This window comes from Janthinobacterium sp. SUN176 (assembly GCF_030587335.1).
Classification (GTDB): domain Bacteria; phylum Pseudomonadota; class Gammaproteobacteria; order Burkholderiales; family Burkholderiaceae_D; genus Janthinobacterium; species Janthinobacterium kumbetense.
In genome coordinates this window covers 2,536,515-2,548,975 of sequence record NZ_JAPWIA010000001.1, presented here as the reverse complement: position 1 = coordinate 2,548,975, position 12,461 = coordinate 2,536,515, and the positions used below count along the sequence as shown (strand labels likewise).

Annotated in this window: 13 protein-coding genes; all 13 read left to right on the top strand. The window is 60.7% G+C overall.

Going from position 1 to position 12,461, the window contains the following annotated elements:
• Window positions 1-34: 34 nt before the first annotated feature.
• The 13 genes from plsX to lepB all read left to right on the top strand — a co-directional run bounded on the left by plsX (window position 35) and on the right by lepB (window position 12,401).
• Complete coding sequence (gene plsX, locus O3299_RS11470) at window positions 35-1,102, top strand: phosphate acyltransferase PlsX (RefSeq protein ID WP_034779241.1); 1,068 nt, start codon at window positions 35-37, stop codon at window positions 1,100-1,102.
• Between the two features lie 15 nt (window positions 1,103-1,117).
• Entirely contained in the window at window positions 1,118-2,116 is a 999-nt protein-coding gene (locus O3299_RS11465) for a beta-ketoacyl-ACP synthase III (protein WP_251351580.1), read from the top strand.
• A gap of 32 nt (window positions 2,117-2,148) precedes the next feature.
• Window positions 2,149-3,090: an ACP S-malonyltransferase gene (gene fabD / locus O3299_RS11460; protein ID WP_305062358.1), complete on the top strand. Its 942-nt coding sequence runs from the start codon at window positions 2,149-2,151 to the stop codon at window positions 3,088-3,090.
• Between the two features lie 49 nt (window positions 3,091-3,139).
• Complete coding sequence (fabG, locus tag O3299_RS11455; protein ID WP_035820245.1) at window positions 3,140-3,883, top strand: 3-oxoacyl-ACP reductase FabG; 744 nt, start codon at window positions 3,140-3,142, stop codon at window positions 3,881-3,883.
• Between the two features lie 178 nt (window positions 3,884-4,061).
• Window positions 4,062-4,301: an acyl carrier protein gene (gene acpP, locus O3299_RS11450; protein ID WP_008449912.1), complete on the top strand. Its 240-nt coding sequence runs from the start codon at window positions 4,062-4,064 to the stop codon at window positions 4,299-4,301.
• Window positions 4,302-4,330: 29 nt separating this feature from the next.
• On the top strand, window positions 4,331-5,581 hold the full coding sequence (fabF, locus tag O3299_RS11445) for a beta-ketoacyl-ACP synthase II (protein WP_099667260.1): 1,251 nt from the start codon (window positions 4,331-4,333) through the stop codon (window positions 5,579-5,581).
• Between the two features lie 121 nt (window positions 5,582-5,702).
• Window positions 5,703-6,233 (top strand): hypothetical protein, encoded by a 531-nt coding sequence (locus O3299_RS11440; RefSeq protein WP_305062357.1) that lies wholly within the window; start codon window positions 5,703-5,705, stop codon window positions 6,231-6,233.
• A 66-nt stretch (window positions 6,234-6,299) separates the two neighbouring features.
• Entirely contained in the window at window positions 6,300-6,923 is a 624-nt protein-coding gene (rpoE, locus tag O3299_RS11435) for an RNA polymerase sigma factor RpoE (RefSeq protein WP_171985072.1), read from the top strand.
• A gap of 72 nt (window positions 6,924-6,995) precedes the next feature.
• Window positions 6,996-7,331, top strand: coding sequence for a sigma-E factor negative regulatory protein (locus tag O3299_RS11430; RefSeq protein WP_077406705.1), 336 nt, complete (start codon window positions 6,996-6,998; stop codon window positions 7,329-7,331).
• A gap of 237 nt (window positions 7,332-7,568) precedes the next feature.
• Window positions 7,569-9,071 carry a DegQ family serine endoprotease gene (locus O3299_RS11425; protein WP_305062356.1) on the top strand — a complete coding sequence of 501 codons (1,503 nt, stop codon included), beginning with the start codon at window positions 7,569-7,571 and terminating at the stop codon, window positions 9,069-9,071.
• Between the two features lie 55 nt (window positions 9,072-9,126).
• Window positions 9,127-9,372, top strand: coding sequence for a glutaredoxin family protein (locus tag O3299_RS11420; RefSeq protein WP_289904347.1), 246 nt, complete (start codon window positions 9,127-9,129; stop codon window positions 9,370-9,372).
• A 317-nt stretch (window positions 9,373-9,689) separates the two neighbouring features.
• Entirely contained in the window at window positions 9,690-11,480 is a 1,791-nt protein-coding gene (lepA, locus tag O3299_RS11415) for a translation elongation factor 4 (RefSeq protein ID WP_034749621.1), read from the top strand.
• A 3-nt stretch (window positions 11,481-11,483) separates the two neighbouring features.
• Window positions 11,484-12,401, top strand: a complete 918-nt coding sequence (gene lepB, locus O3299_RS11410; RefSeq protein WP_099667264.1) for a signal peptidase I — start codon at window positions 11,484-11,486, stop codon at window positions 12,399-12,401.
• Window positions 12,402-12,461: the final 60 nt, after the last annotated feature.

Below are 12,461 nucleotides of genomic sequence, written 5' to 3'. Positions count from 1 at the left end.
GCCGCACGCCCGCAGCGGTATTGAATCAACACAAATGACAATCAAAATTTCTATCGACTGCATGGGCGGAGATCACGGTCCCTCAGTCACTATCCCCGCAGCAATTTCCTTCGTAAAACATGAGCCTGAAGCCGAACTGATCCTTGTTGGATTGGAAGACGTGATCCGTGCCGAACTGAAAAAACATAAAGCCGACACGCATCCGCGCCTGTCGGTATTGCATGCCTCCGAACAAGTTACCATGGACGATCCCTTGGAAGTGGCCCTGCGCCGCAAGAAGGATTCCTCCATGCGCGTGGCCATCGAACAGGTCAAGAACGGCGTGGCGCAAGCCTCCGTTTCCGCCGGTAATACGGCAGCCCTGATGGCCGTGTCGCGCTATGTATTGAAAACCATGTCCGGCGTCGACCGCCCGGCCATCTGCAGCATCTTGCCGAATCAAAAGAACGGCCCCACCTACATGCTGGATCTGGGCGCCAACGTCGATTGCGAACCGCATCACTTGCACCAGTTCGCCATCATGGGTTCCGTGCTCGTGTCCGCCATGGAGGGCATCGCACGCCCCACGATCGGCTTGCTGAACGTGGGCACGGAAGATATCAAGGGCAATGAAGTGGTGAAGCTCACCTCGAAGCTGCTGCAGGCCGACCACGAGCGTGGCGCGCTGAACTTCTACGGCAACGTGGAAGGCAACGATATCTTCAAGGGCACGACCGATATCGTCGTCTGCGACGGTTTTGTCGGCAATGTCACCCTGAAAGCCATCGAAGGCCTGGCGCGCTTCATGAAAGACGTGCTCACTTCCGAATTCAAGCGCAATCCGATTACCATGCTGGGCGCGCTGATTGCCCGCGGGGCCCTGAAAGCCATCGGCAACCGCTTGAATCCATCGCGTTACAACGGCGCCAGCCTGCTGGGCTTGCGTGGTCTCGTTTTCAAGAGCCATGGCAGCGCCGATGCCTATTCCTTCGAATGGGCCTTGCGCCGCGCCTTTGATGCGGCAAAAAATGACGTGCAAGCGCACCTGGCCAGCCTGATCGCCGAGCTGATGCCGCGCACGCCAGTACCGGACGAACCTACATCAACAAGCTCTACCATTTAGTGGACGGGTATTTGCATGACTGTTTTTAGCAAAACTTACAGCAAAATTATCGGTACCGGCAGCTACTTGCCGGAGAAGCGCGTCACCAACCAGGATTTGACCGAACAGCTCGCCGCCAAGGGCATCGAGACGTCGGATGAATGGATCGTGTCGCGCAGCGGCATTTCGGCGCGCCATTACGCGGCGCCGACGCAAAACTCCTCGGACCTGGGCGTGGAAGCGGCCAAAAAGGCCCTGGAAATGGCTGGCCTGAACGGCAACGACCTGGACCTGATCATCGTCGCCAGCTCGACCCCCGATTTCTTCGGCAGCTTCCCCAGCACGGCCTGCATCGTGCAAAACAAGCTGGGCATCACGAACAACTGCGCCGCCGTCGACGTGCAAGCCGTCTGCAGCGGTTTCGTGTATGCGGTGGCCACGGCCGACAGCTTCATCCAGTCGGGCATGCACAAGAACGTGCTGGTGATCGGCGCCGAAGTGTTTTCGCGCATCCTCAATTTCGACGACCGCGGCACTTGCGTGCTGTTCGGCGACGGCGCCGGCGCCATCGTCATGACGGCATCGAAAGAGCCGGGCATCCTGGCCACCAAGCTGCACGCGGACGGCCGTCACTCGAACATCCTCAGCGTGCCGGGCAGCCTGGCTGGCGGCGCACTGGACGGCAGCGCCTTCCTGTACATGGATGGCCCGGCCGTGTTCAAGCTGGCCGTGTCCGTACTGGAAAAAGTCGCGCACGAAGCCCTGGAACATGCCAACATGACCTCGGACCAGATCGACTGGCTGATCCCGCACCAGGCGAACATCCGCATCATGAACAGCACGGCCAAGAAACTCGGCTTGCCGCTGGACAAGATGGTCGTCACCGTCGACCAGCATGGCAATACCTCGGCCGCCTCGATTCCGCTGGCGCTCGACATCGCCGTGCGCGACGGCCGCGTCAAGAAGGGCGACAACGTCATGATGGAAGGCGTGGGCGGCGGCTTTACCTGGGGCGCCGTGCTGGCGCGCATGTAATCCCGCAACATTATTAAAAAAACGGAGTCGACATGACACAATTTGCATTTGTTTTCCCAGGCCAAGGCTCGCAAGCGATTGCGATGCTCGACGGTTTCGCCGGCAACCCCGTGGTTGCGCAGACCGTCGCCGAAGCGTCGGACGCCCTGCAATTCGACCTGGGCAAGCTGATCGCCGAAGGTCCGAAGGAAGAACTGGATCTCACCACCAACACGCAACCGGTGATGCTGACGGCGGCCGTGGCCTTCTACCGCGCCTGGCTGGCGGCCGGCGGCCCCGTGCCGACGATCGTGGCCGGTCACAGTCTCGGTGAATACTCGGCGCTGGTCGCCGCTGGCGTCATTTCCTTCAAGGATGCCGTGCCGCTCGTGCGTTTCCGCGCGCAAGCCATGCAGGAAGCCGTGCCCGTCGGGCAGGGCACGATGGCTGTCGTGCTGGGCCTGTCGGATGACGACGTGCGCGCCGCCTGTGCGGAAGCGGCGGCGGAAAACCCGGCCCTGGTGGTCGAGCCCGTCAATTTCAATGCGCCAGCGCAAGTCGTCATCGCCGGCCACACGGCTGCGGTCGAGCGCGCATGCGAACTGGCCAAGGCCAAGGGCGCCAAGCGCGCCATGAAACTGCCCGTCTCCGCGCCATTCCACTCGTCGCTGCTGAAGCCCGCGTCGGACCGCTTGCGCGAATACATGGCCGGCCTGACGTTCGCCGCGCCGCAGATCGCCCTGATCAACAACGTCGACGTGGCCATCGTCAACGACGTGGCCGGCATCAAGGATGCGCTGGTACGCCAGGCGGCCAGCCCCGTGCGCTGGGTGGAAACCATGCAAAAGGTTGCCGCGGATGGCATCACGCAAGTGATCGAATGCGGTCCGGGCAAGGTCCTGATGGGCCTGGCCAAGCGCATCGACCCGGTGCTGGTGGGCGACGCCATCGTTGACCAGGCTTCGCTGGAACGCATTTTGACGCAGCTCAAATAAACATCAGATCGCGGCAGGCTGCCTGCCGCGGTTGCTCTTAAGGATACTCATGAATTTAGCAAATCAAGTCGTGCTGGTCACGGGCGCCTCGCGCGGCATCGGCCGCGCCATCGCCACCGAACTGGGCAAGCAGGGCGCCACCGTGGTCGGCACCGCCACCTCGGAAAGCGGCGCGCAAGCGATCACCGATTACCTGGCCGCCGAAGGCGTGGCGGGCAAGGGCCTGGTCCTGAACGTGACCGATGCGGCGCGCTGCGCGGCCGTCGTCGATGAAGTGCAGAAAACCTACGGCAGCCTGTCGATCCTCGTCAACAACGCGGGTATCACGCAAGACCAGCTGGCCATGCGCATGAAGGATGAAGAGTGGGACAGCGTCATCTCGACGAACCTGTCGGCCGTCGGCCGCCTGTCGCGCGCCGTGCTGCGTGGCATGATGAAAGCCAAAACTGGGCGTATCATCAACATCACGTCGGTCGTGGCTTCGTCGGGTAATCCGGGGCAAATGAATTACGCGGCGGCCAAGGCCGGCGTGGAAGGCATGAGCCGCGCCCTGGCGCGCGAAATCGGCAGCCGCAACATTACCGTGAACTGCATCGCGCCGGGCTTCATCGATACCGACATGACCAAGGCTCTGAGCGAAGAGCAGCATGCGGCCCTGTTGACGCAAATTCCCCTGTCCCGCCTGGGCAAACCGGAAGACGTGGCAGCGGCCGTGGCCTTTTTGGCCTCGCCGCAAGCGGCGTATATCACGGGCACGACCCTGCACGTGAACGGCGGAATGTACATGAATTGATGTGAAAGGTAGACAGGGCGGGCGTTTGTGGCATGATTCAACGGTCGTTTTTGTCTATAATCGCATCTTTTAGCAGCAGCTTCGGTTGAATTAGCAGCAGACACCGAAATTAGTATTCGGACGCGCAAACCTGATAAAATGCGCGCACTTTCCGTAACACACACTTTGGAGCCATAACATGTCGGATATCGAACAACGCGTTAAGAAAATCGTCGCTGAGCAACTGGGCGTTGCAGAAGCAGACATCAAAATCGAATCCTCCTTCGTCGACGACCTGGGCGCCGATTCCCTGGACACCGTGGAACTGGTGATGGCCCTGGAAGACGAATTCGAAATGGAAATCCCTGACGAACAAGCTGAAAAAATCACCACCGTGCAACAGGCGATCGACTACGCCACCGCACACGTCAAGGCCTAAGCCTGTCTGACCGACTTCAGGAGAATCGCTTGAGCCGTTCTAAAAACCGTCGTGTTGTTGTCACCGGCCTGGGTTGCGTTTCACCAGTCGGCAATACTATTGCCGAGGCGTGGGGCGCAATCATTGAAGGTAAATCCGGCATTGCCACGATTACCAAGTTTGATGCACAGCCATTCACCACGCATTTTGCCGGTGAAGTCAAAGGTTTCAATATCGAAGAGTACATCTCCGGTAAGGAAGCCCGCCATATGGATACCTTTATCCATTACGGCATGGCTGCAGGCATCCAGGCGATGCAGGACTCCGGCCTGGAAGTGACCGAAGAAAACGCCGAGCGCATCGGCGTGATCATCGGTTCCGGTATCGGCGGCTTGCCGCTGATCGAGGAAACCAAGTCCGAGTACGAAAAGCGCGGTCCGCGCCGTATCTCGCCATTTTTCGTGCCTGCCTCGATCATTAACATGATCTCTGGCAACCTTTCGATCAAATATGGTCTGAAGGGCCCGAACCTGGCGATCGTTACAGCGTGCACCACCGGTTTGCACAGCATCGGTGCCGCAGCGCGCATGATCGAGTACGGCGATGCCGACGTCATGATCGCCGGCGGTGCCGAATCGACCGTGTCGCCGCTGGGCCTGGGCGGTTTCGCTTCGGCACGTGCCTTGTCGACCCGCAACGACGATCCGGCAACGGCATCGCGTCCGTGGGATGCCGACCGCGACGGCTTCGTGCTGGGCGAGGGCGCTGGCGTCATGGTGCTGGAAGAGTACGAGCACGCGGTGGCCCGCGGTGCCAAGATCTATGCCGAAGTGCATGGTTTCGGGATGAGCGCAGATGCTTATCACATGACCTCGCCGCTGGAAGATGGTAGCGGCGGCAGCAAATCGGTGATCGCGGCCCTCGACAACGCAGGCTTGAACGCGGATCAGATTCAGTACCTGAACGCGCACGGCACGTCGACCCCGCAAGGCGACGTGGCGGAAGTGATGGGCATCAAGCGCACCTTCGGTGATCACGCCAAGAAACTGGTCGTCAACTCGACCAAGTCGATGACGGGCCATTTGCTGGGCGGCGCGGGCGGTCTGGAAGCGGTGTTTACGGTCCTGGCATTGCACCATCAGGTGTCGCCTCCGACCATCAACATCTTCAACCAGGATCCGGCGTGCGATCTCGATTTCTGTGCCAACACGGCGCGTGATATGAAGATCGATTATGCAGTGAAAAATTCGTTCGGCTTCGGCGGCACGAATGGCACGCTGATTTTCGGTAAAGCGAAATAAGCAGGAACTTTCAAGCGCTCGCTACGGTCAAATCGTAGTGAGCGCTGATTCGCCGCCAACGTTCGTTGGCGGCTGAATTTGCCCGGCATGGTGCCGGCGCGCCTTTTTTCTCCCATGAACTATGTCGATCGCGGTAGCGGCTGTCATTCGCACGCCTGTCTGTTTGCGCCTGTTGCAAGCGGTGCTGGGACTGTGCGCCTTGCTGGCCGCCTGGCCCTTGAGCGGTCTCTGGCGCAGTCTGCCCGCGTCCGGCCAGCTGGTGGGCGGCTATGCGCTGGGCTGGAGCGGTGCCTTGCCGAGTGCGGCTGGCGGCGTGTTTTTGCTGGCTTTGCTGCGCCGGCGCAGAAAGCCGCAGGCGCTTGATATTTCGCCGGTCGGGCAGTTGCGGCTGGCGGTATATCTGGAGCATGGCGCGGCGCCGGACGCCGGTGCTGCCGGGCTGGTGCAGCCGGCCGGGCCGGGGCCTGTGGCGGCGCCTGGGCTGCGCCTGTTGCCGGGCTCGACCCTGTGGCCGTCGCTGCTGGTGCTGTGCCTGGCGGATGCCGCCGGACGGCGCACGGCGGTGTTGGTGCAGCGCGGCGGCAGTTGCACCGCCTTCCGCCCGCTGGCCGTGGCTTGCCGGGCGATCGCGGCGCGGAACAGGGAAGAATAAAAGTGGGACGAACACTGAACTTCTTGCAGCGGGCCAACTCTATATCCATACAGGCGCCCACGCTGCATGACTACAGGGACATCGGGCGTGAGGACAGAGCGCGAGTATGATCAGTTGCTGGTCGAGCGGGTGCAGGCTGGCGACAAACGGGCATTCGATGTGCTGGTATCGAAATATCAGCGCCGCTTGATGCGCCTGGTGTCGCGCCTCGTGCATGACCCGGCGGAGGCCGAAGATGTGGTGCAGGAAACCTTTATCAAGGCATACCGGGCGCTGCGCCATTTTCGCGGCGAGGCCGCCTTTTATACCTGGTTGTATCGCATCGGCATCAATACGGCCAAGAATTATCTCGTCACGCAGGGGCGGCGCGCCGCCACATCCAGCGACGCCGACGCCGAGCAGGCGGAGTCTTTCGATGACGGCAATAAATTGCGCGACAACAATACACCCGAATCGGTGCTGGCCAGCAAGCAGATTGCCGCCACCGTCAATGCGGCCATGGATGTGCTGCCCATCGAATTGCGCACGGCCATCGTGCTGCGCGAGATCGAGGGCCTGAGCTATGAAGAGATATCGGAGATCATGGCGTGCCCCATCGGTACCGTGCGCAGCCGGATTTTTCGCGCGCGCGAAGTGATTGCGGAGAAATTGAAGCCGTTGTTGGACATGCCGATTGACAAGCGCTGGTAATCTGGAGAGTATGAGGTTGGCATGGCTGCGACCGGTTTCCGCACCGATCCTCTTGAAATGGCAGGACCCATCATGGATACGCATACACGATTGCACGAGACTATTTCCGCGCTGGCCGATGGCGAGCTGGCGGCGAGCGAACTCGAACTGGCGTTTGCCGCCCTCGATACGCCATCGGGACGGCAAGCCTGGGATGCCTATCGCCATATCGGTGAGGTGCTGCGTTCGGAGCAGTACGGCCATGCGCTGAGCGCCCAATTCGATGCGCGCCTGGCCAGCCGCCTGGCCGCGGAGCCGGCACCAGAAGAGTCCGCTGCCCATGCGGAACCGCTGCCGCCGCTGGCCGCCGGCATCGTGCCGCCTGGCGTGGCCGAACCGCTGGAGGCGGGGCCGCTGGCGCAGCGTTAGCGGGCGCCTCGTCCATCTTATGCCTGGCTTAACCTTCCCGTCGCCCCCTTGACACTGGCCTTCCGTACGATTGACACTGTGCGCAGGCAATATCTTGCTTTTGCGATATATTGTTGCTGCCATGCGCGCTGTCAGGTGGGTTTGCCCCTGGATTTCCGTCATGACGGCCAATCATGCGCGCAGGCAATCGCCTGATCCGCGTTTTGAACCGTTTATATACTCGAAAAGATCCTTTCCATGAAAAAAAACATGTGTGCCGCCAGCAAGTCGTTTTCAGTGAAGACGCTTTCCGCCTTATTGTTCGGTACGGCTGGCATCTTCCTTGCTCCCACCATGCTGGGCCTGGCGCCACAGGCGCAGGCCGCCGTGCCGGCCGTGAAACTGCCTGATTTCTCGGACCTGGTCGACGCCGTCGGCCCGGCCGTGGTGAATATCCGCACCACCGAACGCCTGAAAATGGGCGGCGCCGGGGCTGGCGCGGGCGGTCAGGACGAGCAGGAAATGCAGGAATTCCTGCGCCGCTTCTTTGGCGGCGCCATGCCCGCGCCGCGCCAGCAGGCGCCCCGTGGCGGCCGCCGCGCCGTGCCGCAGGAGCAGGAAGTGCAGCGCGGCGTCGGTTCCGGCTTCATCATTTCGGCCGATGGCTACGTGCTGAGCAACGCCCACGTGGTCGACGGCGCCGACGAAGTGTATGTGACCCTGACGGACAAGCGCGAATTCAAGGCCAAGGTGATCGGTGCCGATGCGCGCACCGACGTGGCCCTGCTGAAAATCGAGGGCGCCAACTTGCCGCGCCTGACCATCGGCGACTCGAACAAGATCCGCGTGGGCGAGTGGGTGATCGCCATCGGCTCGCCATTCAACCTGGAAAATACGGTGACGGCCGGCATTATTTCCGCCAAGTCACGCGATACGGGCGATTACCTGCCCCTGATCCAGAGCGACGTGGCCGTCAACCCCGGCAACTCCGGTGGTCCGCTGATCAATATGCGCGGCGAGGTGATCGGCATCAATTCGCAGATCGCCACCTTGTCCGGCGCCTACAATGGCATTTCGTTTGCCGTGCCCATCGATGAAGCCATGCGCGTGGGCGAGCAGCTGAAAAAAACGGGGAAAGTCGTGCGCGGACGCATCGGCGTGCAGATCGGCGAAGTGAGCAAGGACGTGGCGGAATCGCTGGGCTTGCCGAACGCCAAGGGTGCGCAAGTGTCGATGGTGGAGCCGGGCGGGCCGGCCGACAAGGCGGGCATCAAGCCGGGCGACATCATCCTGAAATTCAACGGCGCGCAGATCGAGCGTTCCTCCGACCTGCCGCGCCTGGTAGGCGGCGCCGCCGTCAACGGCAAATCCACGGTCACCGTCTGGCGCAAGGGCGCGCAGCAGGACATTCCCGTCACCGTCGTCGAGCTGGAAAGCGAGAAAACGGCGAAGAAGGGCGCCAAGGAGCCGGAAGCGCAAGCTGTCAATGCGCTGGGATTGAAAGTCAGCGACGTGCCGGCCGCGAAGAAGCAGGAGCTGAAGATCGAGGCTGGCGTGCTGGTCGACGATGCCGACGGCGTGGCGGCTGTGGCCGGCTTGCAGCCTGGCGACGTGATCTTGCAATTGAACAACGTTGCCGTGAAAGATGCCAAGCAGTTCAATGCCCTGGTGGCCAAGCTCGATCCGAAAAAGTCGTCGGCCGTGCTGGTGCGCCGTGGCGACGTGGCGCAATTCGTTTCGCTGCGTCCGTCTGCCAGGTAAGTTTCTGATTCCATCCGCATCCCGGCTCCGGCCGGGATGCCTTTCCCTTTTCTTCATGCACTTCACCCTCTATTCCCGCAGTTATTGCCATTTATGCCAGGACATGCTGGACGCCTTGCTCCTGCTGCAAGCGCCCGGAAAGCCATTCACCGTGGACGTGATCGATATCGATGCGTCGCCCGACGCCTCGCTGCTGGCCCGTTTCGACGAGCTGGTGCCGGTGCTGTTCGGTGACCTGGCGCAGCCCGAGCTATGCCATTATTTCCTCGATGAGGCAGCGGTACGGCGCTGCCTGACGTAGCTTAAATACCAATATTGACACTGCATTGCACCATTCTGGTGCTGAAAACAGCCGAAAATGTCGGCTTGGCCCGGTGCCGGCCTCATAAGACGGGCTTTCTACTCTGAAATCCGGTAAAATGGGGAGGTCGAAAAAGCTACTGTCCGAGGCAGCAGCTTCTGTCGCTTCAAAAGCGCTCGCCTGGGCATGCAGATGTCCTGCTCGGAGCGCTTTTTTCATCATGAGTGGGGCGCCTGGTTCTGGCCCTGTTTGGCCCGGACATGATTCCCCTGATTCCTGTTAAAGCAGTGTCGTCAACTTCGCACTTATATTAGTTAATGAACAACATACGCAATTTCTCCATCATCGCCCATATTGACCACGGTAAATCGACCCTGGCTGACCGCATCATTCAATTGTGCGGCGGCTTGTCCGACCGCGAGATGGAGGCGCAGGTGCTCGATTCGATGGATCTGGAGCGCGAGCGCGGCATTACCATCAAGGCGCAAACGGCGGCCCTGCACTACAAGGCGCGCGATGGCCAGATCTACAATCTGAACCTGATCGATACGCCAGGCCACGTCGACTTCAGCTATGAAGTGTCGCGCTCGCTGTCGGCGTGCGAAGGCGCGCTGCTGGTCGTTGACGCATCGCAAGGCGTGGAAGCGCAAACCGTGGCCAACTGCTACACGGCGCTGGACCTGGGCGTGGAAGTGGTGCCCGTGCTGAACAAGATCGACTTGCCGAACGCGGATCCTCCGAGCGCCATTGCCGAGATCGAAGACGTGATCGGCATCGACGCGGGCGACGCCGTGCATTGCTCGGCCAAGACGGGCTTCGGCGTGCTGGACGTGCTCGAGCAGCTGATCGTCAAGGTGCCGCCACCGAAGGGCGACCCCGATGCGCCGCTGCAGGCGCTGATCGTCGACTCCTGGTATGACGCCTATGTGGGCGTGGTCATGCTGGTGCGCGTCATCAACGGCACCCTGAAACCAAAAGACAAGATCCGCCTGATGGCCACCGATTCGGTGCAGCTGGTGGAAGACATCGGCGTGTTTTCGCCCCGTTCCCAATCCTTGCCGCAACTGTCGGCAGGCCAGGTGGGCTTCATCATCGCCGGCATCAAGGAATTGAAAGCGGCGAAAGTGGGCGACACCGTCACCCTGGCCAACCGTCCTGCCGCCGCGCCATTGCCCGGCTTCAAGGAAGTGCAGCCGCAAGTGTTCGCCGGCCTGTTCCCCGTGGAAGCGAACCAGTACGACGCGCTGCGCGACTCGCTGGAAAAACTGAAACTGAACGACGCGGCCCTGATGTACGAGCCGGAAGTGTCGCAGGCGCTGGGCTTCGGCTTCCGCTGCGGCTTCCTGGGCTTGCTGCACATGGAAATCGTGCAGGAACGCCTCGAACGCGAATTCGACATGGACCTGATCACCACGGCGCCTACCGTGGTGTACGAAGTGATCCAGCGCGACGGCACCATGATCAACGTCGACAATCCGTCGAAGATGCCCGATCCGTCGCGCATCGAGGAAGTGCGCGAGCCTATCGTCACGGTCAATCTGTACATGCCGCAGGAATACGTGGGTTCCGTGATCACCCTGTGTATCGGCAAGCGCGGCATCCAGATGGACATGAGCTACCACGGCCGCCAGGTCAAGCTCGTGTATGAAATGCCGATGGCCGAGATCGTGCTGGACTTCTTCGACCGCCTGAAATCGACGTCGCGCGGCTATGCCTCGATGGATTACGAGTTCAAGGAATACCGCGCGGCCGACGTGGTCAAGGTCGACATGCTGATCAACAGCGAAAAAGTCGATGCGCTGGCCATCATCGTCCACCGTTCGAACAGCCAGTACCGCGGCCGCCAGGTGGCTGCCAAGATGCGTGAACTGATTCCGCGCCAGATGTTCGACGTGGCCATCCAGGCGACCATCGGCGCGAACATCATTTCGCGCGAGAACGTGAAAGCCTTGCGCAAGAACGTGCTGGCCAAGTGCTATGGCGGCGACATCAGCCGCAAGAAAAAATTGCTGGAAAAACAAAAGGCGGGTAAGAAACGCATGAAGCAAGTGGGTTCCGTGGAGATCCCGCAAGAAGCATTCCTGGCAATTTTACAAGTGGATGGTTAATACATGAACCTGCAAGTGATTTTAGGAAATTTCGCTTTAATCCTGTTCGTGCTGATGGTGTTGACGGGCCTGGTCTGGTGCCTGGATGTGTTTTATCTGTCCAAGCAGCGCCGCAAGGCGGCCGACCTTGCCCTGGCCGAGTTCGATGCGCGCCAGTCCAAGCTGGCCGCCGAGGGCATCAAGTCCGATGCGGGCGGCAGCCGCGCCACCATCGAGGCGGCCCTGTTGCGCCAGCCGACCTGGGTCGAATATTCGGGCAGCTTCTTCCCCGTCATCGCCCTCGTGTTCTGCCTGCGCTCGTTCCTGTACGAGCCATTCAAGATCCCGTCGAGCTCGATGGTGCCGACCTTGCTGGTGGGCGATTTGATCCTGGTCAACAAGTTTACTTATGGCATTCGTTTGCCGATCGTCAACAAGCGCATCATTGAAGTCAACGATCCGCAGCGCGGCGACGTCATGGTGTTCAAGTACCCGAAAGATATGTCGCAAGACTATATCAAGCGCGTGATCGGTGTGCCCGGTGATAAAATCACCTATGAAAACAAGCGCTTGACGGTCAACGGCAAGGAAGTGCAATACACGCCGCTGGACGACTACCTGGACGACGAAAGCACCGTTTACCACAAGCAGCTGGAAGAAAACCTGACGGGCGTGAGCCACCGCATCCTCAACGACGAGCCCGCTCCTACGTTGAACTTGCGCGAAGTCAAGGATTTCCCGCACAAGGAGTCGTGCGACTACAACGAAGACGGTTTCACTTGTGTGGTACCAGCAGGAAACTACTTCATGATGGGCGACAACCGCGACAATAGCGCGGACAGCCGCTACTGGGGCTTCGTGCCGAACGAGAACATCGTCGGCAAGGCTTTCCTGGTGTGGATGAACTTCAGCAATCCGAAAAGAGTGGGCGGCATACACTAAGCCGTCCCTATGGCTGCCGCGCCGATTCCCCGCGCGGCGGCCAGCCGAATTACTCAGATG

Excerpts from the sequence above, each read along its gene's own strand:
- plsX (WP_034779241.1), top strand. The coding sequence starts at position 35 with ATGACAATCAAAATTTCTATCGACTGCATGGGCGGAGATCACGGTCCC.
- O3299_RS11465 (WP_251351580.1), top strand. The coding sequence starts at position 1,118 with ATGACTGTTTTTAGCAAAACTTACAGCAAAATTATCGGTACCGGCAGC.
- fabD (WP_305062358.1), top strand. The coding sequence starts at position 2,149 with ATGACACAATTTGCATTTGTTTTCCCAGGCCAAGGCTCGCAAGCGATT.
- fabG (WP_035820245.1), top strand. The coding sequence starts at position 3,140 with ATGAATTTAGCAAATCAAGTCGTGCTGGTCACGGGCGCCTCGCGCGGC.
- acpP (WP_008449912.1), top strand. The coding sequence starts at position 4,062 with ATGTCGGATATCGAACAACGCGTTAAGAAAATCGTCGCTGAGCAACTG.
- O3299_RS11440 (WP_305062357.1), top strand. The coding sequence starts at position 5,703 with ATGTCGATCGCGGTAGCGGCTGTCATTCGCACGCCTGTCTGTTTGCGC.
- rpoE (WP_171985072.1), top strand. The coding sequence starts at position 6,300 with ATGACTACAGGGACATCGGGCGTGAGGACAGAGCGCGAGTATGATCAG.
- O3299_RS11430 (WP_077406705.1), top strand. The coding sequence starts at position 6,996 with ATGGATACGCATACACGATTGCACGAGACTATTTCCGCGCTGGCCGAT.
- O3299_RS11425 (WP_305062356.1), top strand. The coding sequence starts at position 7,569 with ATGAAAAAAAACATGTGTGCCGCCAGCAAGTCGTTTTCAGTGAAGACG.
- O3299_RS11420 (WP_289904347.1), top strand. The coding sequence starts at position 9,127 with ATGCACTTCACCCTCTATTCCCGCAGTTATTGCCATTTATGCCAGGAC.
- lepA (WP_034749621.1), top strand. The coding sequence starts at position 9,690 with ATGAACAACATACGCAATTTCTCCATCATCGCCCATATTGACCACGGT.
- lepB (WP_099667264.1), top strand. The coding sequence starts at position 11,484 with ATGAACCTGCAAGTGATTTTAGGAAATTTCGCTTTAATCCTGTTCGTG.